Genomic DNA, 16,499 nt, shown 5'->3' with positions numbered 1-16,499 from the left:
GGGGCGCACTGTAGGGCTTGGTACGGGTAGGGGCCAATTGATAATGTTTATGGTCGATCGCAGTCCTGTGGGAGCGGGCGTGCCCGCGAACACCGGCGAAGCCGGTGCCATCCACCGCGTCGCCTGATTCGCGGGCACGCCCGCTCCCACAGAGACCCCAGTTATTCCGGAGGTAACGCCAGGCGCTGGCCAGCCATCAGCAGCGACAGCCGAGCCAAACCCGTCCAAGGAGAGCCCTCGGCCTGCCCCTTGATCTGCGCGTCGATACGCTGGGCATCCTGCAGCAACTGCGCCCAGCGTTGCGCCGACAAGCGTTGCAGGGCCTTGCTGACCAACGGTCGGCGTTTGTCCCAGATCGGCGGGCGGGCCTGGCTGAAGGCCTTGTCCAGCGGTACACCCTGGCTGAACTGTTGGGCTAGCCCAGCCAGCTGGCGCAGCTCACGGGCCAGGGCCCAGAGGATGACCGGCGGTTCTACCCCCTCACCACGCAACCCTTCGAGCATACGCAGGGCATGCGCAGCTTCGCCGTTGAGAATGGCGTCCACCAGGCCGAAGACATCGAAGCGGGCGCTATCAGCAACAGCGGCCTGCACGGTTTCCACGGTGATCTGGTTGCCGTCGGCCAGCAGCTTGAGCTTTTCGATTTCCTGCGCGGCTGCCAGCAAGTTGCCTTCCACGCGCGCGGCAATCAGGTCGACAGCATCACGCTGTGCCGTCAGGCCGGCCTGTTGCAGGCGCTGGTTGATCCACTGCGGCAGCTGATGCACGTCCACTGGCCAGATCTGGATGAACTGGCAATGCGCGCCTTCGATCAACGCCTTGCCCCACTTGGTCTTTTGCGCACTACCGTCGAGCTTGGGCAGGCTGACCAGCAGCAGGGTGTCTTCGGCGGGGTTGGCGCAGTATTCCATCAGTGCGGCGGCACCCTTGTCACCGGGCTTGCCCGAAGGCAGGCGCAGTTCCAGCAGGCGGCGTTGCGCGAACAGCGACAGGCTGGCGCCAGCCTGGAGCAGGGTGCCCCAGTCGAAGTTGGCGTCGGCACTGAACACCTGGCGCTCATCGAAACCTTGTTGACGCGCGGCATTACGAATGGCGTCGGCAGCTTCCTGGCATAGCAACGGGTCGTCACCGCTGACCACGTAGACCGGTGCCAAGGTACCTTGCAGGTGTTTGTTGAGTTGGGCGGGGGCAAGTTTCATGGGAAACAGGCGGGGCACCCGAAGGTGCCCCACACGGGCTTAGTTGCCCGGTACTTCCAGCGGCGACTGCTGAGGCGTTTCGGCCTGCTGACGACGGGCAGCTTCCAGCGCGGCGGCTTCGGCCTGGGCGCGTTCGTCGGCTTTGCGCTGCAGCTCGTCCAGCTGGGACGGGCTCAGCATCTGCAGGCGCACGACCATGGCGTTGACCAGATCGCGGCGCATTTCTTCACGGGCGCGGTTGGCTTCCTGCTCGGAACCGGTGATGTTCGAGCCGTCACGCAGGTAGATTTTGCGCACTTCCAGCTTGTCGCTCATCAGCTCCAGGTTGTTCAGGCCCTGAATGCTGTAGTTCAACACCGTGGTCAGCTCGTACTCGGCGGTACGGTTACCACTGTTGTAGGTGGCCGCGCGCTCGCGCTCCTGTTCGTTGGTCAGTACCAGGCGATACGGTGCGCCAGCATGTACGTTGACGCCGCTGCGCTCCAGTACTTCACGCAGCTGGACCACGGTCGGGCCATAGGCGTTGCGCGCGCTGACGTCCATTTCCTTCACGCTCAGCTCGGTAGAGCCGGTGCCGCGCAGCTGGAAACCGCAGGCGCTGAGCATGACCGCCAGGCCGATTACCAGCAAATTGCGTTTGATCATGTTGTTGCTCCCTTGTGGGCCTGTTACGCCCGCCCGCAGTGACTGCGAGCGGGCGCTGCCATCAGTTGGCGACGATGTTGACCAGTTTGCCCGGTACCACGATGACCTTGCGGATGGTCAGGCCATCGATGAAGCGCAGGACGTTCTCGTTGCTGCGGGCAGCGGCTTCGACTTCTTCGCGGCTGGCAGCAGCCGGCATTTCGACCTGGCCACGCAGCTTGCCGTTGACCTGCACCACCAGGGTGATGGTGTCCTGCACCAGGGCTGCTTCGTCGACAGCTGGCCAGCCAGCGTCGATCACGGCCTGCTGGTGGCCCAGTTGCTGCCACAGCTCGTGGGAGATGTGCGGGGTGATCGGTGCCAGCAACAGGGTGACGGCCTCAAGGCCTTCCTGCAGCAGGGCACGGTCCTGTTCGCTGGCCTGCGGTGCCTTTTCCAGCACGTTCATCACGGTCATCACCTGGGCGATGGCGGTGTTGAACTTGTGGAACTGACCCACGTCGTTGCTGGCCTGCTTGATGGCCGCGTGGATGGCGCGGCGGATGACCTTCTGCGCGTCGTCCAGTGCGGTGACATCCAGCTTGCCCGGCAGGCCCTGGCTGACGTGTGCCTGAGCCAGGCGCCAGACGCGGCGCAGGAAGCGGCTGGCACCTTCGACGCCGGAGTCGGACCATTCCAGGCTCATGTCGGGCGGCGAGGCGAACATCATGAACAGGCGGCAGGTGTCGGCACCGTAGGCTTCGATCATCGACTGTGGGTCGACGCCGTTGTTCTTCGACTTCGACATCTTCTCGGTACCGCCGATTTCCACCGGCAGGCCGTCGGTCTTCAGGCGAGCACCAATGATCTTGGCCTTGGCATCGCGCTCGATCTCGACATCGGCCGGGTTGAACCAGTCCTTGCCGCCGTTGCTGGCCACACGGTAGTAGGTTTCGGCGACGACCATGCCCTGGGTCAGCAGGTTCTTGAACGGCTCGTTCGAGGTAACCAGGCCTTCGTCACGCATCAGCTTGTGGAAGAAGCGCGCGTACAGCAGGTGCAGGATCGCGTGCTCGATACCGCCGATGTACTGGTCGACCGGCAGCCAGTGGTTGGCGGCTTTCGGGTCTACCAGGCCCTTGTCGTAGTTCGGCGAGGCGTAGCGGGCGAAGTACCAGGACGACTCGACGAAGGTGTCCATGGTGTCGGTTTCGCGCTTGGCCGCAGTGCCGCATTTCGGGCAGGTGCACTCATAGAATTCCGGCATGCGCGCCAGCGGCGAGCCGGCACCATCCGGCACCACGTTCTCGGGCAGGGTGACCGGCAGCTGGTCTTCCGGCACCGGCACGTCGCCGCAGGACGGGCAGTGGATGATCGGGATCGGGCAGCCCCAGTAGCGCTGGCGGCTGATACCCCAGTCACGCAGGCGGAACTGGGTGCGCGACTTGCCCAGTTCCTTGCGGATCAGGGCGGCTTCGATGGCGTCGAAGGCGCCGGCGAAGTCCAGGCCGTCGAACTCGGCGGAGTTGATCAGCTGGCCGTGCTCGCCATAGGCGGCCTGCCACTCGCTGCCCACTTCATCGCCCGCGCTGGTGCGCACCACGGCCTTGACCGGCAGGTTGTACTTGTGGGCGAACTCGAAGTCGCGCTCGTCGTGGGCCGGCACGGCCATCACGGCGCCATCGCCGTAGTGCATCAGCACGTAGTTGGCGACCCATACCGGCAGCTTCTCGCCGGTCAGCGGGTGCTCTACCAGCAGGGAAGTGGCCATGCCTTTCTTCTCCTGGGTGGCCATGTCGGCCTCGGCAACGCTGCCGCTCTTGCACTCGTCGATGAACGCTTGCAGCGCCGGGTTGCCCTGGGCCGCCTGGGTGGCCAGCGGGTGCTCGGCGGCGACGGCGACGTAGGTGGCGCCCATCAGCGTGTCGGGACGGGTGGTGAAGACCTTCAGGGTGCCTTCGTGGCCGATGCTGGCCTGGTCGTACGGGAACTGTACTTCCATGCCGCGCGACTTGCCGATCCAGTTGCGCTGCATGGTCTTGACCTGCTCAGGCCAGCCCGGCAGCTCGTCGAGGCTTTCCAGCAGCTCGTCGGCGTAGTCGGTGATGCGGAAGTAGTACATCGGGATTTCGCGCTTTTCGATCAGCGCGCCCGAACGCCAGCCACGGCCGTCGATGACCTGCTCGTTGGCCAGTACGGTCTGGTCTGCCGGGTCCCAGTTCACGGTACCGTTCTTGCGGTAGATGATGCCTTTCTCGAACAGGCGGGTGAACAGCCACTGCTCCCAACGGTAGTAGTCGGGTTTGCAGGTGGTGACTTCACGTGCCCAGTCGATGGCCAGGCCCAGGCTCTTGAGCTGGGTTTTCATGTAGTCGATGTTTTCGTATGTCCACTTGGCCGGGGCGACGTTGTTTTTCATCGCCGCGTTTTCCGCGGGCATGCCGAATGCGTCCCAGCCCATCGGCTGCAGGACGTTCTTGCCCAGCATGCGCTGGTAACGGGCAATCACGTCGCCGATGGTGTAGTTGCGAACGTGGCCCATGTGTAGCTTGCCGCTCGGGTACGGGAACATCGATAGGCAATAGTAGGTGTCTTTGCCTGGCTGTTCGGTAACAGCGAACGATTGTTGCTCGTCCCAGAACTTCTGGGCGGCGGCTTCGATATCACGGGGCGTGTATTGTTCGTGCATGGCTACTTTTGGCTGAGAGAGAAGAGACCTTGTTCCAGGCAGCGGAACCTCGCTGCGTCCGGCACTCCGGTGTCGTTTAGAGTGAACGCCGTAGCATACAGCAGCGCTGCGCATCGTGGGAAACCTTCGTTGCGAATGGCCGCTGGTCGCAGCACCCGGCTGCTTTTCATGGCGCCGCTAAGCTCAGGTGTGGGGGGAGATATTCTTTATCTTCAATTGAGGTGAACGGATGGGAGAGACGCAGCTACCCGCAATGAAACCGGAGCTTTACGAGCGCCTGATCGACCGGCTTGGCCTGGCACTGGAAGTGGCAAGGACCTCGGTACGATTGCGCGACGAGATGCCAGCCGAGCTGGAGTTGCGTGGCCTGAGCCACGCAGAGTTCGAAGTGATCAAGGCTTACCTGGAATCCCTCCCGGAGCGCCACAATGCCTCTGTCGGCAGTTACCCGCAAGCGGAGCCGACATCGGCCAAGATCATCTGGCTCAAGGACAAGAAACGCCCCGCCAATACGGCGAGATCCAGGACGCTGCCACATCGCTAGCCGTTCAGGACGCCAGGCGCGGGCTATCGCGCGCCGGTTCTTCACTATCACACAACTCACGATCGGCGCCGGCCGCACCCTTGTTGACCGGCGCCGATCCTTCTAGGCTGCACGCCTGCCAAGGAGGTGTGGCCGATGCCGATCCGATTCTTCATCAAACAATGGCTGATGCCGCCGGGCATCCTGTTTCTGCTGCTGCTTGCGGCGTGGTGGCTGCGTGCACGTCGGCCACGGTTGGCGGCGCTGTGCTTTGCCGTGGGGCTTGGTGGCCTGTGGCTGATGAGTTTACCGCTGGTGGTGCAGGAAACCGCCCATAGGCTGGAAAGCGAGCCTCCGTTGGCTGTAAACGACTGGGCCGCTCTTGCGCGGCGGGCGGATGCCATTGTGGTGCTGGGCGCAGGGCGTGAGCGCGGCGACCCGGCCTGGGGCGGTAGCGACCAGCCCACGGCCACGGCTTTGGAGCGCATGCGTTTTGCTGCGCAGTTGGCCAAGGCGTCAGGCCTTCCGGTGCTGACCAGTGGAGGGTTGCACTATGGCACGCCGCCGAGTGAGGCGCGGTTGATGGCTGATCGCCTGCATGAAGACTTTGCTGTTGACGTGAAGTGGCGCGAAGAGGCCAGCCGCACGACCTGGGAAAATGCCCAGTTCACGGCCAAGGTGCTGCAGCCGTTGGGGATTCGCCGTGTGGCGGTGGTGACACAGGCCTGGCACATGCAGCGCTCGCGCTGGAGCTTCGAGCAGGCGGGGTTCGAGGTGGTGCCGGCGCCTGTGGGGTTCCTGGGGCAGGACCACGCGCGGCCGTTTGGCGGGCTGCTGCCGGAGAGCCGGGCGATGTGGCAGAGCGGGCAGTTGTTTAATGAGGTGGTGGGGTTGGTGGGGTATCGGATTTTCTATTGAGCCTTGCATCTTCTGTGCAGGCCTCTTCGCGGGCAAGCCCGCTCCCACAGGTACTGCACATGCCTTCCAGGCTGTGAAAATCCTGTGGGAGCGGGCTTGCCCGCGAAGAGGCCGCTACAGGAAAACTCAGACGGTTTTGGCGATGCGCCCAGCCAGCAATGCCCAGCCCAGCAACAGTACACAGACAATCGCCAACGGCCACGAACGCCATTGCAGGTAAGGCGTCAGTTGTTGCATCGGCACCACCTCACCATACAGCACCGCCTGCTGGAACTGCGGAATCTGCGTGGTAATACGGCCAAACGGGTCGATCAGCGCGGTCACGCCGTTGTTGGTGGCGCGGATCATCCAGCGGCCGGCTTCCAGTGCGCGCATCTGTGCCATCTGCAGGTGCTGCAGGGGGCCGATCGAGGTGCCGAACCAGGTGTCGTTGCTGATGGTCAGCAGCAGGTCGCTGCGTGCCGCCAGGCCAGCGGCAAACTCGGGGTAGACCACTTCGTAGCAGATGTACGGCGCAATCTGGTAACCCTTGGCCTGCAGCAGTGGCTGGTCTTCCGGCCCACGGGCGAAGTCCGACATGGGCAGGTTGAAGAACTCGATGGCGCCACGCAGCATATCCTGCAGCGGTACGTACTCGCCAAACGGCACCAGCTTCTGCTTGAGGTAGGTGCCGTCACCTTCACCGGTCACGGTGATGCCGTTGTAGTAGCGGCGTTGATGGTGCACCACTTCCCGCACTGGCACGCCGGTGATCAGCGCCGAATGCCGCTCGGCAGCAAAACGGCCCATCACGTCGATGTAGCCTTGGGCCTGGTCCTTGAGCACCGGCACTGCCGTTTCTGGCCACACCAGCAGATCCACGGGCTTTGAGCTGAAGCTCAGGTCACGGTACAGCGCCAGCTGCGCGTCGATGTGCGCAGGGTCCCATTTCAGGTCTTGCTCGACGTTGCCCTGAATGGCCGCCACTTTCAACGGGTCACCTACCGGTTTGGTCCAGGCGTGGCCCTTGAGCGCCAGGCCCAGCGCCCATGGGGCCAACAACAGCAGGCAGCCCACGGCCAGGAAGGAGGGGCGGGCACGCAGGCGGTGCAGGTTGCACAGCAAGGCGGCAGTGAGCGCCAGCGTGAAGGAAATCAGCCACACGCCGCCCAGCGGCGCCAGGCCGGCCAGCGGGCCGTCCAGCTGGCTGTAGCCGGCGTAAAGCCAGGGGAAACCGGTCAGGAACCAGCCGCGGAAGGCCTCTTGCAGCAGCCACAGTGCAGCGAAGCACAGGGCATCGGCCAGCGGCGCTTCGTTGCGCCGTAGCCAGCGTGCCCACAGCCAGGTAGGCAAGGCAAAGAACCAGGCCAATGCGGCGAAGAACGCCAGCAGCAGCAGAATCGCCAGCAGCGGCGAGGCGCCGCCGTAGGTGTTCATGCTGACGTAAATCCACCAGGTGCCGGCGCCATACAGGCCAAAACCGAACCACCAGCCACGCCACATGGCCTGGCGCGGGCTGAGCTCGCGCAGGCCAAGGTAGAGCATGGCGATGGACAACACGGCCAGCGGCCAGATGTCGAACGGCGCCAGGGCCAGGAGTGTGGAGGCACCGGCCGCCAGGGCCAGCAGGTTACCGGGCCAGCCGGGGCGGGTGATCCAACGCATGTTTGTCCTTAACGGGTGATCGGGGTCAGGCGCAGCAAGTGTATCCGCCGGCTGTCGGCGTTGAGAATACGGAACTTGTAAGACCCGATCTCGGTAGTTTCGTTGCGCTTGGGCAGGTGGCCGAAGGCGCTCATCACCAGGCCGCCGACCGTGTCGAACTCGTCATCGGAGAACTCGCTGTCGAAGAACTCGTTGAAGTTGTCGATCGGGGTAAGCGCCTTCACCAGGAAGTCACCGCTGGGCAGCGGCTTGATGTAGCTGTCTTCCTCGACGTCGTGCTCATCCTCGATGTCGCCAACGATCTGCTCCAGCACGTCCTCGATGGTCACCAGGCCCGCCACACCGCCGTATTCGTCGATGACGATGGCCATGTGGTTATGGTTGGCACGGAACTCGCGCAGCAACACGTTCAGGCGCTTGGACTCGGGCACGAAGGTGGCCGGGCGCAGCAGGTCCTTGATGTTGAAGCTGTCGCCGTTTTCCTTGAGGATCAGCGGCAGCAGGTCTTTGGCGAGCAGGATCCCGAGTACGTCGTCGTGGCTTTCGCCGATTACCGGGTAGCGCGAGTGCGCGGCGTCGATCACCGCCGGCAGGAATTCACGCGGCGACTGGCTGGCCTTGATGCTGATCATCTGCGAACGCGGGACCATGATGTCGCGAACCTGCAGGTCGGCGACCTGGATGGCGCCTTCGACGATGGTCAGTGCTTCGCTGTCCAGCAGCTTGTTCTGGTGGGCTTCGCGCAGCAGCTCAAGCAGCTCCTGGCGGTTTTTCGGCTCATGGGCAAAAGCCTGGGTCAGTTTACCCAGCCAGGACTTCTGCCCGTTGCTCGATCGATCTTCGCTCATGGCGGTTCTCGTGATCCTTCGTGTTTCAGTGTGTGATTGAGTCGGTTTCATCGTCGGCGTACGGGTCGGGGTGACCCAGTTCTGCCAGCAATTCCCGTTCCAGGCTTTCCATTTCCTCGGCTTCCTCATCCTCGATGTGGTCGTAGCCGAGCAGGTGCAGGCAACCGTGCATGACCAGGTGTGCCCAGTGCGCTTCGAGCGACTTGCCCTGTTCGGCCGCTTCGCGCTCGACCACCGCCACGCAGATCACCAAGTCGCCCAGCAGCGGGATATCGAGCAGGTCGTCAGGCACGTCGGCCGGGAACGACAGCACGTTGGTCGCGTAGTCCTTGTGCCGGTAGGTGTGGTTCAGCTCGCGGCCTTCGGCTTCGTCGACCAGGCGAATGGTCATTTCCGAGTCGGCACTGCGCTGGCGCAGGGCCAGTTCGCACCAGTGGCGGAAGGCGGCGTCATCCGGGGCGGCAGCGTCCGTGGCCCGTTGAATATCAAGTTCAAGCATCTTTGCCGGGCGCCTCGGGCTTGGCCTGGCGGGCTTCGAAGCGGTCGTAGGCTTCGACAATGCGCTGCACCAGTGGGTGACGAACCACATCTTTGGGTTGGAAGTGGGTAAAGCTGATACCCGGAACGTCTTTCAGCACCTCGATGACGTGTGCCAGGCCCGACTTGGTGCCACGTGGCAGGTCGACCTGGGTGATGTCGCCGGTAATCACCGCCGTGGAGCCGAAACCGATGCGGGTGAGGAACATTTTCATCTGTTCCAGCGTGGTGTTCTGGCTTTCGTCGAGGATGATGAAGCTGTTGTTCAGGGTGCGGCCACGCATGTAGGCCAGCGGGGCGATTTCGATCACCTGGCGCTCGATCAGCTTGGCCACGTGTTCGAAGCCGAGCATTTCGTACAGGGCGTCGTACAGCGGGCGTAGGTACGGGTCGATCTTCTGCGCCAGGTCGCCGGGCAGGAAGCCGAGCTTTTCGCCCGCCTCGACCGCCGGGCGTACCAGCAGGATACGACGTACCTGTTCACGCTCCAGTGCGTCCACGGCACAGGCCACGGCCAGGTAGGTCTTGCCGGTACCGGCCGGGCCGATGCCGAAGTTGATGTCGTTGGCCAGGATTTCCTTCACGTAGCGCTGCTGGTTGAGCCCGCGCGGGCGAATGTTGCCCTTGCGCGTACGCAGCGACACGCTGACCTCGTTGACGGCCGGGTTGTCGATGTTCTCGACGGCCGACTCCTGCAGGTACAGGTGTACGGTTTCCGGCGACAGGTCGGTGGCCTTGGTCTCGCGGTAGAGACGGCGCAGCAGCTGTTCGGCAGCGGAAGTGGTCTTGGGTTCGCCGATCAGTTCGAACTGATTGCCGCGGTTGCGGATTTCGATGGCCAGGCGCTGTTCGATCAGGCGCAGGTGCTCGTCGAACTGGCCGCACAGGTTGGCGAAACGGTGGGCCTCGAAGGGCTCGAGGATGAAACGATGGGGTTCTATGGGTGCGTTCAAGGTCGTTTTTAGCCGCTCGACGGCAATGGATGTGAACTCAAGAATAACCCTTGAATGGCAGTGGCGAAAGCACTGAAACGTTCAACGGTATGTAGGGCCGGTACAGCCGACACAGATCAGCAAACCTGTCTGCTATGATGCCCGCCTTTTCTTACGCATGTGTTATCCCGCCGAACATGAGCAAACGCGAACCTGCCATCTATAAAGTGATCTTCCTCAACCAGGGGCAGGTCTTCGAGATGTATGCCAAGCAGATCTACCAGAGCGACCTGTGGGGCTTTCTGGAAATCGAGGAGTTCGTGTTCGGCGAGCGCTCGCAACTGGTGGTGGACCCGAGCGAGGAAAAGCTCAAGAGCCAGTTCGAGGGGGTAGTCCGCAGTTTTGTGCCGATGCACTCGATCGTGCGCATCGATGAGGTGGAGCGCCTGGGCACGGCCAAGATCAGCGAAGCCAAGGGCGGCGGCAATGTCATGCCGTTCCCGATGCCGATGCCGGAAAAGTAAGCCTCAGGGGAGCGGCGAGAACGGCGTACGCCCTTCGGCGTTCTGCAGTTCCAGCAGGTACTTGCGGAAGATCTGGCCGAGCACCTGAGTGGCGTGCTCAAGCTCGTCGCGGGGCATTTGCTCGGTCACTTCGTCGGCCATGTCCAGCGCATCTTCTGCGCCGTTGACGGCGGCCATCTTCAGCAGAATGTAGGCCTGCACGTTGTTGGCCTTGACCCCTTCGCCATGGAAGAACATGGCCCCCAGGCGGTACTGCGCGTCGGCGTGGCCTTGCAGCGAAGCCTTCTGGAACCAGTCCAGGGCTTTGTCGAGGTTTTTTGGCGTTTGTGTGTAGAAGTACTCGCCCAGTTCGAACTGCGCCTGGGCATCCCCTGCGGTTGCCGTCTGCTCGCAGGCCTTGAGGGCGTTTGCCAGGTCTTCTGGCTGGACGTTCAAGGTGCAGCGGCCCGTTGCTGGAATGAGCAACGAGTTACCGCCCTCCGCCAGGGCCAGCAGGGGCTGAAGAAGCAACAGGCAGCCCAATGTCAGGGCGCGGCCGGTGCGGTTCATGGGGATCGACTTACCTCTGCAAAGCTGCGGCCAATGTCTCTGGTGGCACATTATGGGATAAGCAGCGCCAACCTTACAAAGTTTTACTCGAATTTCTGCTTGGTTGGGGAAGTCAGCTGATTGTGCAGTGGCAATTATTGCCTGTACCGGCCTCTTCGCGGGTAAACCCGCTCCCACAGAGGCCGGTGCAGGCTAACCATTACTTCAGGGCTGCAAAGGCCTTTTCAGCCGCATCCAGGGTGATCTGCAGCTCCTTGTCGCCATGGGCGATGGAGGTGAAGCCCGCCTCGAACGCGCTCGGTGCCAGGTACACGCCACCGTCCAGCATCAGGTGGAAGAAGCGCTTGAAGCGCTCGGCATCGCTGGCCATCACGTCTTCGAAGGTGACGATGTCGTCGGCGCCGCTGAAGTACAGGCCGAACATGGCACCGGCCTGGGTGGTGACGAACGGTATGCCCGCGGCATCGGCGCGCTGTTGCAGGCCGTCGAGCATGCGGCTGGTGTAGTCGGTCAGCTCGGCGTGGAAGCCCGGACGGCTGATCAGCTTCAGGGTGGTCAGGCCGGCGGCCATGGCCAGCGGGTTGCCCGACAGGGTGCCGGCCTGGTAGACCGGGCCGAGCGGGGCGATGCAGCCCATGATTTCACGCTTGCCACCGAAGCAGCCGACCGGCATGCCGCCGCCGACGATCTTGCCGAAGGTGGACAGGTCCGGCTTGATGCCGTAGTGGCCCTGGGCGCCGCCCAGGGAAACGCGGAAGCCGGTCATCACTTCGTCGAAGATCAGCACCACGCCGTGCTTGTCGCACTGCTCGCGCAGGCCTTCGAGGAAGCCAGGTGCCGGCGGTACGCAGTTCATGTTGCCCGCCACCGGCTCGACGATGATGCAGGCCACGGTCTGGCCGACGTCGGCCAGGGTCTTCTCGACGGCGGCGATGTCGTTGAACGGCAGGGTCAGGGTGTGCTTGGCGAAGTCGGCCGGTACGCCCGCCGAGCTTGGCACGCCCTGGGTCAGCAGGCCGGAACCGGCTTTTACCAGCAGGCTGTCGGAGTGGCCGTGGTAGCAGCCTTCGAACTTGATGATGGCGTCACGGCCGGTGTAGCCACGGGCCAGGCGGATGGCGCTCATGGTGGCTTCGGTGCCCGAGCTGACCATGCGCACCATTTCCATGGACGGTACCAGCGAGCAGACCAGGTCGGCCATGTCGGTTTCCATGGCGGTCGGTGCACCATAGGACAGGCCATGCTCCAGCTGCTTGCGTACCGACTCCAGCACGTCCGGGTGGCCGTGGCCGAGGATCATCGGGCCCCAGGAGCCGACATAGTCGACATAGCGCTTGTCGTCCTCGTCAACGACGTAGGCGCCTTCGGCATGCTTGAAGAACAGCGGCGTGCCGCCCACGCTTTTGAAAGCGCGCACTGGCGAGTTGACGCCACCGGGGATGTGCTTCTGGGCTTTGGCGAACAGGTCTTCAGAACGGGACATGAAAAAATTCTCTCGAAATCAGGATGCGAACAAGGCGTTGAAGGCGCGGGCGCGGCGGGTAACTTCCTGCGCGCTGTCGGCACCGAACAGGCCGTGGATCACCGCCAGCAGGTCGGCGCCGTGGGCGACCAGCGGAGCGGCGTTGTCGAGGGTGATACCGCCGATCACCGCGATCGGCAGTTTCACCTGGGCGCGTGCCTGCTCCAGCAGTTGGACGTTGGCAGCGGGCGCACCCGGCTTGGTGACGGAATTGAAGAAGCGGCCAAAGGCCACGTAGCTGGCCCCTTCGCTGGCGGCCTGGGCGGCCAGGTCGAGACTGGCGTGGCAGGTGGAGCCGATGATCGCCTGGCGGCCGAGCAGGGCACGGGCCGGGGTCAGCGGGCCATCGGTCTGGCCCAGGTGCACGCCGACGCCCAGGCGTGCGGCCAGTTCGGCGTCGTCGTTGATGAGCAGTTGGGTGCCGTAGCGCTCGCAGAGCTTCATCAGCCCTTCGGCTTCGCGCAGGCGGCGCGCGGCGTCGTCGCTTTTGTCGCGGTACTGCAGCAGGCACACGCCGCCTTCCAGTGCCGCCTCGACATGGGACAGGAAACGGCCGGCGAGCAGCTGGCTGTCGGTGATGGCGTACAGACCGCGTAGCTTCATGGAAGGCCTCGTATCAGGAGCAGAAGTCCAGGGGCAGGCGACGCGGCACGTACTGGCCTTTGCCCAGCTGTTCGGCGTCACGCAGGGTGCGCCAGGTGTAGTCCAGTGCGCTGCGTACGGCGCTTTCCAGTTGTTCGCCAAGGGCCAGTCGGCCGGCCAGGGCGCTGGCCAGGGTGCAGCCCGAGCCGTGATAGCTGCCCGGCAGGCGCTGGCAGGTCCAGGTGTGGTGCTTGCCGTCCTGGGTGTACAGGCGGTTGTGGATTTCGTCTTCGTCGCCGTGACCGCCGGTAATCAGCAGGTGTCTACAGAACGGCAAGAGTTTCTCGGCACACTCGTCGGCGGTGCCTTCGGGCAGTTCGGCGAGGATGCGCGCTTCAGGCAGGTTAGGCGTGGCGATGGTCGCCAGTGGCAGCAGGCGTTCGCGCAGGGCGTAGCCCACTTCGTCCTTGCCCAGGCGGCCACCGCCACCGGCACGCAGCACCGGGTCGCACACCAGCGGCAGGTGCGGATGGGCAGCCAGCAGCTCGGCCACGGTGTCGACCATCTCGATCGAGCCGAGCATGCCCAGCTTGACGGCGGCCACCGTGGAGTCGGCCAGCACGGCATTGGCCTGGGCCAGTACCCACTCGCGGTCGAGCACGCGGAAGTCGGAAACGTTGACGGTATCCTGCACGGTCAGGGCGGTCACGGCGGGCGCGGCGTGACAGCCTTGGGCGATCAGGGCTTCGATATCTGCCTGCAAGCCGGCGCCGCCACTTGGGTCGTGGCCGGAGAGACAGAGGACAACGGGGCGGGAGCTGTAGGTATTCATGGTCGGCGAGCTTACCACCAAACCTGTTTGGGCGGATCGTCCGACAAACGAGTTTTGTTGATCAATCGGTCAGGATCGTTTGTTGAGTTCTTCTGAAAGTGTTGATTTAGAGCCTTTTCTTTGATTTTTGATATGGCCGATTGCCAGGTTGCGAAGCTATGCTAGAGTGCTCGGATAACTCGACAAACGGGTTCTGCAGGATCACGTCGTCTCAAACGGATGGGAGGCAACCGCGACGCGACCGGACAGGCCATGCTGGGGCTGTATGCGCTATTTGCTGATTGTGCTTCTGGGCTTGCTGCCCGTGCTGGCTGGAGCGGTCGATTTCGACAGCGCTACGCAGCACCTTCCATTGGGCAAGGCCATGCAGGTGTATGAAGACCTTGATGGCAGTGCCAGCATCGCCCAGGTCAGTGCCCCCGGGTTCGCCAAACATTTCCGCCCCCACGATAAAGACGTGCTGAATGCCGGTTACTCCACCTCGGTGTTCTGGCTCAAGGTCGAGCTGCGCCCGGTTGCCGCGCCCGGCGCTGCCCCTCGGCAGTGGCTACTGGAGCTGGCTTACCCGCCGCTGGACCACCTGGAGCTGTATTTGCCTGATAGCGGCGGCGTCTACCGCCTGGCGCAGCGCACCGGTGATGCCTTGCCCTACGACAGCCGGCAGATCCGGCAGAACAACTACCTGTTCGAACTGCCGTTGCCGCCAGGCGAGGTGACCACCGCCTACCTGCGCCTGCACAGCCAGGGCTCGGTGCAGGCACCGCTGGCGCTGTGGTCCCCTGAAGCCTATATGGAAGAGCAGCCCACGCGCCTGTATGTGCTGGGGATGATCTACGGCGTGCTGTTGGTGATGCTGGTGTACAACCTGTTCATCTACCTCAGTGTGCGGGACGTCAGCTACCTTTATTACATCCTTTACATCGCTTCGTTCGGTTTCTATCAGGTGTCGGTGAACGGTGCGGGTGTCGCTTATTTCTGGCCGGACAGCCCCTGGTGGGCGAATGCCTCGACACCGCTGTTCATCGGTGCGGCAGGCCTGTTCGGTTGCCAGTTTGCCCGGCATTTCCTGCAACTGGACAACATCAGCCGTGGTTTCGACCGGTTGCTGCAGTTACTGATGCTGGGCGGTGCGCTGGTCATGGTAATGGCGGTGAGCGTGCCCTACGGCATTGCCCTGCGCATGGCCACGCTGCTGGCCTTGCTGTTTACCGTAAGCATCTTCAGTGCGGGACTGTACGCCTGGTGGCGGGGCTTGCGCGTGGCGCGCTGGTTCATCATCGCCTGGACGGCCTTCCTGCTCGGCGGGCTGGTCAACACGTTGATGGTGCTGGGGTACCTGCCGAACGTGTTCATCACCATGTATGCCAGCCAGCTGGGTTCGGCGCTGGAGGTGGCACTGCTGTCGCTGGCGCTGGCCGACCGCATCAACAGCCTGCGCGAGCAGCAGGCGCAAACCTTGCGCGAAACCGGACGCACGCTGGAGCAGTTGAACCTGCAACTGGCCAGGAGCAACCGGTTGAAGGATGAGTTTCTGGCCAGTGTGACCCACGAACTGCGCACCCCGATGAATGGCGTGATCGGTTCGCTGGAACTGATGCACACCCTGCCGATGGAGGCCGAGATGGCCCAGTACCACCGCACGGCGGTGGGGTCTGCGCAGGGGATGATGGACATGGTCGATGCCATTCTCACCTTGTCTGAATTGCAGGCCGGCCGCCTGCGTGCGCAGCCGGCGCCGTTCAGCCTGCGCACACTGCTGCAGGGTTTGCGCGCCGGTTATGCCGGGCAGGCCTTGGGCAAAGGCTTGTACCTGAGCCTGGATATCCCGGCTGACCTGCCGGATGCGCTGGAGGGCGATGGAGAGAAACTGGCCCGCTGCCTTGGCTGCCTGGTGGAGAACGGGTTGAAGTTCACCCACCAGGGCGGGGTGATGATCCAGGTGCGCGGGCGCCGGGTAGGGCCGGGGGATCTGGCGTTGACCTTTACGGTCAGTGACAGCGGGATCGGTTTTGATGACCTTGAGCAGTCGACCCTGTACCAGCGGTTCTTCCAGGTGGATGGGTCGATGACCCGGCGCTATGGCGGGTTGGGGATTGGCTTGTCGATCTGCCGGCAGATGGGGGAATTGCTGGGGGCGCGGTTGGCACATGAGTCGACGCGCGGGTTGGGGAGCCGGTTCGAGTTGAGCTTGAACATGGCGATTTCGCAGGTGCAGATGAGCCCGAGCATTCTGCAGGCGCGGCGTTCGCTGTAGGTTTTATTGGGGCTGCTTTGCAGCCCTTCGCGGCGGTTCGGCGCCCCGACTCGCCCGCTCCCATAGGCTACAACAACTCCAGACTCTTCCTACGCACCGGCACTGGAAACTCCATCCACTGCGAAATACCCTACAACTCCTGTCGACACGCGTCTGATTGTTCCTGCAAATCCCGCCTAATAGGCTTTGCCTGTCGCTGACGGTTCAGCGATCGGGTGTGGAAACCTGTAGCAAGCATTTCAGGGTATGTCGTTCATGGCGGCTGTACCCGGGAGGCCTTGTGCCTACCGAGTTTTCCCTGAATGCACTCGGGTTTCCACCC

At 63.3% G+C, this 16,499-nt stretch carries 15 protein-coding genes; 4 read left to right on the top strand and 11 right to left on the bottom strand.

Features of this window, described 5'->3' with window-relative positions; translation table 11 throughout:
• Positions 1–161 precede the first annotated feature (161 nt).
• The 3 genes from holA to leuS all read right to left on the bottom strand — a co-directional run bounded on the left by holA (position 162) and on the right by leuS (position 4,512).
• A complete protein-coding gene (gene holA / locus N436_RS08530; protein WP_110740802.1) occupies positions 162–1,199 on the bottom strand; it encodes a DNA polymerase III subunit delta in 1,038 nt (345 codons plus the stop codon).
• Between the two features lie 39 nt (positions 1,200–1,238).
• Positions 1,239–1,844, bottom strand: coding sequence for an LPS assembly lipoprotein LptE (gene lptE, locus N436_RS08525; protein WP_016712177.1), 606 nt, complete (start codon positions 1,842–1,844; stop codon positions 1,239–1,241).
• A gap of 61 nt (positions 1,845–1,905) precedes the next feature.
• Positions 1,906–4,512: a leucine--tRNA ligase gene (gene leuS / locus N436_RS08520; RefSeq protein WP_105946264.1), complete on the bottom strand. Its 2,607-nt coding sequence runs from the start codon at positions 4,510–4,512 to the stop codon at positions 1,906–1,908.
• 229 nt (positions 4,513–4,741) lie between these two features.
• On the opposite strand from leuS, the gene N436_RS08515 reads away from it, so the two are divergent.
• Both N436_RS08515 and N436_RS08510 read left to right on the top strand, forming a co-directional pair.
• Entirely contained in the window at positions 4,742–5,056 is a 315-nt protein-coding gene (locus N436_RS08515; RefSeq protein ID WP_019098017.1) for a hypothetical protein, read from the top strand.
• A 135-nt stretch (positions 5,057–5,191) separates the two neighbouring features.
• Positions 5,192–5,953 carry a YdcF family protein gene (locus N436_RS08510; protein WP_110740801.1) on the top strand — a complete coding sequence of 254 codons (762 nt, stop codon included), beginning with the start codon at positions 5,192–5,194 and terminating at the stop codon, positions 5,951–5,953.
• 126 nt (positions 5,954–6,079) lie between these two features.
• Here the strand turns inward: N436_RS08510 and lnt are convergent, their stop codons facing one another.
• From lnt to N436_RS08490, 4 genes are read right to left on the bottom strand one after another with little or no spacing between them, the layout of a single operon-like run.
• Positions 6,080–7,597 carry an apolipoprotein N-acyltransferase gene (lnt, locus tag N436_RS08505; protein ID WP_110740800.1) on the bottom strand — a complete coding sequence of 506 codons (1,518 nt, stop codon included), beginning with the start codon at positions 7,595–7,597 and terminating at the stop codon, positions 6,080–6,082.
• Between the two features lie 8 nt (positions 7,598–7,605).
• Positions 7,606–8,445: an HlyC/CorC family transporter gene (locus N436_RS08500; RefSeq protein ID WP_016712172.1), complete on the bottom strand. Its 840-nt coding sequence runs from the start codon at positions 8,443–8,445 to the stop codon at positions 7,606–7,608.
• Positions 8,446–8,470: 25 nt separating this feature from the next.
• Positions 8,471–8,944, bottom strand: a complete 474-nt coding sequence (gene ybeY / locus N436_RS08495) for an rRNA maturation RNase YbeY (RefSeq protein WP_110740799.1) — start codon at positions 8,942–8,944, stop codon at positions 8,471–8,473.
• Positions 8,937–9,935, bottom strand: coding sequence for a PhoH family protein (locus N436_RS08490; RefSeq protein WP_016712170.1), 999 nt, complete (start codon positions 9,933–9,935; stop codon positions 8,937–8,939). Before N436_RS08490 ends, ybeY begins: the two co-directional genes overlap by 8 nt.
• Before the next feature lie 176 nt (positions 9,936–10,111).
• Between N436_RS08490 and N436_RS08485 the strand changes: the two genes are divergently transcribed.
• Positions 10,112–10,438: a DUF1820 family protein gene (locus tag N436_RS08485; RefSeq protein WP_060498505.1), complete on the top strand. Its 327-nt coding sequence runs from the start codon at positions 10,112–10,114 to the stop codon at positions 10,436–10,438.
• Positions 10,439–10,441: 3 nt separating this feature from the next.
• On the opposite strand, the gene N436_RS08480 is transcribed toward N436_RS08485, so the two are convergent.
• The 4 genes from N436_RS08480 to N436_RS08465 all read right to left on the bottom strand — a co-directional run bounded on the left by N436_RS08480 (position 10,442) and on the right by N436_RS08465 (position 13,923).
• Positions 10,442–10,987 (bottom strand): tetratricopeptide repeat protein, encoded by a 546-nt coding sequence (locus tag N436_RS08480; RefSeq protein WP_016712168.1) that lies wholly within the window; start codon positions 10,985–10,987, stop codon positions 10,442–10,444.
• A 199-nt stretch (positions 10,988–11,186) separates the two neighbouring features.
• Positions 11,187–12,470 (bottom strand): glutamate-1-semialdehyde 2,1-aminomutase, encoded by a 1,284-nt coding sequence (gene hemL, locus N436_RS08475; RefSeq protein WP_019098013.1) that lies wholly within the window; start codon positions 12,468–12,470, stop codon positions 11,187–11,189.
• An 18-nt stretch (positions 12,471–12,488) separates the two neighbouring features.
• Positions 12,489–13,112: a thiamine phosphate synthase gene (gene thiE / locus N436_RS08470; RefSeq protein ID WP_016712165.1), complete on the bottom strand. Its 624-nt coding sequence runs from the start codon at positions 13,110–13,112 to the stop codon at positions 12,489–12,491.
• A gap of 13 nt (positions 13,113–13,125) precedes the next feature.
• Positions 13,126–13,923 (bottom strand): hydroxymethylpyrimidine/phosphomethylpyrimidine kinase, encoded by a 798-nt coding sequence (locus N436_RS08465; RefSeq protein ID WP_016712164.1) that lies wholly within the window; start codon positions 13,921–13,923, stop codon positions 13,126–13,128.
• 265 nt (positions 13,924–14,188) lie between these two features.
• Between N436_RS08465 and N436_RS08460 the strand changes: the two genes are divergently transcribed.
• The gene (locus N436_RS08460; protein ID WP_110740798.1) at positions 14,189–16,177 is read left to right on the top strand and encodes a hybrid sensor histidine kinase/response regulator; all 1,989 of its coding nucleotides are present in this window, start codon (positions 14,189–14,191) and stop codon (positions 16,175–16,177) included.
• Positions 16,178–16,499: the final 322 nt, after the last annotated feature.

The sequence above is a fragment of the Pseudomonas sp. RV120224-01b genome, assembly GCF_003208145.1.
GTDB classification, from domain to species: Bacteria; Pseudomonadota; Gammaproteobacteria; order Pseudomonadales; family Pseudomonadaceae; genus Aquipseudomonas; species Aquipseudomonas monteilii.
Note: the sequence above shows the minus strand (reverse complement) of the source record. Positions and strands in the feature narration are given on the sequence as shown.

What these genes read in the sequence shown, in the direction of transcription:
- holA (WP_110740802.1), bottom strand. Translation starts at nt 1,199, where the DNA reads ATGAAACTTGCCCCCGCCCAACTCAACAAACACCTGCAAGGTACCTTG.
- lptE (WP_016712177.1), bottom strand. Translation starts at nt 1,844, where the DNA reads ATGATCAAACGCAATTTGCTGGTAATCGGCCTGGCGGTCATGCTCAGC.
- leuS (WP_105946264.1), bottom strand. Translation starts at nt 4,512, where the DNA reads ATGCACGAACAATACACGCCCCGTGATATCGAAGCCGCCGCCCAGAAG.
- N436_RS08515 (WP_019098017.1), top strand. Translation starts at nt 4,742, where the DNA reads ATGGGAGAGACGCAGCTACCCGCAATGAAACCGGAGCTTTACGAGCGC.
- N436_RS08510 (WP_110740801.1), top strand. Translation starts at nt 5,192, where the DNA reads ATGCCGATCCGATTCTTCATCAAACAATGGCTGATGCCGCCGGGCATC.
- lnt (WP_110740800.1), bottom strand. Translation starts at nt 7,597, where the DNA reads ATGCGTTGGATCACCCGCCCCGGCTGGCCCGGTAACCTGCTGGCCCTG.
- N436_RS08500 (WP_016712172.1), bottom strand. Translation starts at nt 8,445, where the DNA reads ATGAGCGAAGATCGATCGAGCAACGGGCAGAAGTCCTGGCTGGGTAAA.
- ybeY (WP_110740799.1), bottom strand. Translation starts at nt 8,944, where the DNA reads ATGCTTGAACTTGATATTCAACGGGCCACGGACGCTGCCGCCCCGGAT.
- N436_RS08485 (WP_060498505.1), top strand. Translation starts at nt 10,112, where the DNA reads ATGAGCAAACGCGAACCTGCCATCTATAAAGTGATCTTCCTCAACCAG.
- N436_RS08480 (WP_016712168.1), bottom strand. Translation starts at nt 10,987, where the DNA reads ATGAACCGCACCGGCCGCGCCCTGACATTGGGCTGCCTGTTGCTTCTT.
- hemL (WP_019098013.1), bottom strand. Translation starts at nt 12,470, where the DNA reads ATGTCCCGTTCTGAAGACCTGTTCGCCAAAGCCCAGAAGCACATCCCC.
- thiE (WP_016712165.1), bottom strand. Translation starts at nt 13,112, where the DNA reads ATGAAGCTACGCGGTCTGTACGCCATCACCGACAGCCAGCTGCTCGCC.
- N436_RS08465 (WP_016712164.1), bottom strand. Translation starts at nt 13,923, where the DNA reads ATGAATACCTACAGCTCCCGCCCCGTTGTCCTCTGTCTCTCCGGCCAC.
- N436_RS08460 (WP_110740798.1), top strand. Translation starts at nt 14,189, where the DNA reads ATGCGCTATTTGCTGATTGTGCTTCTGGGCTTGCTGCCCGTGCTGGCT.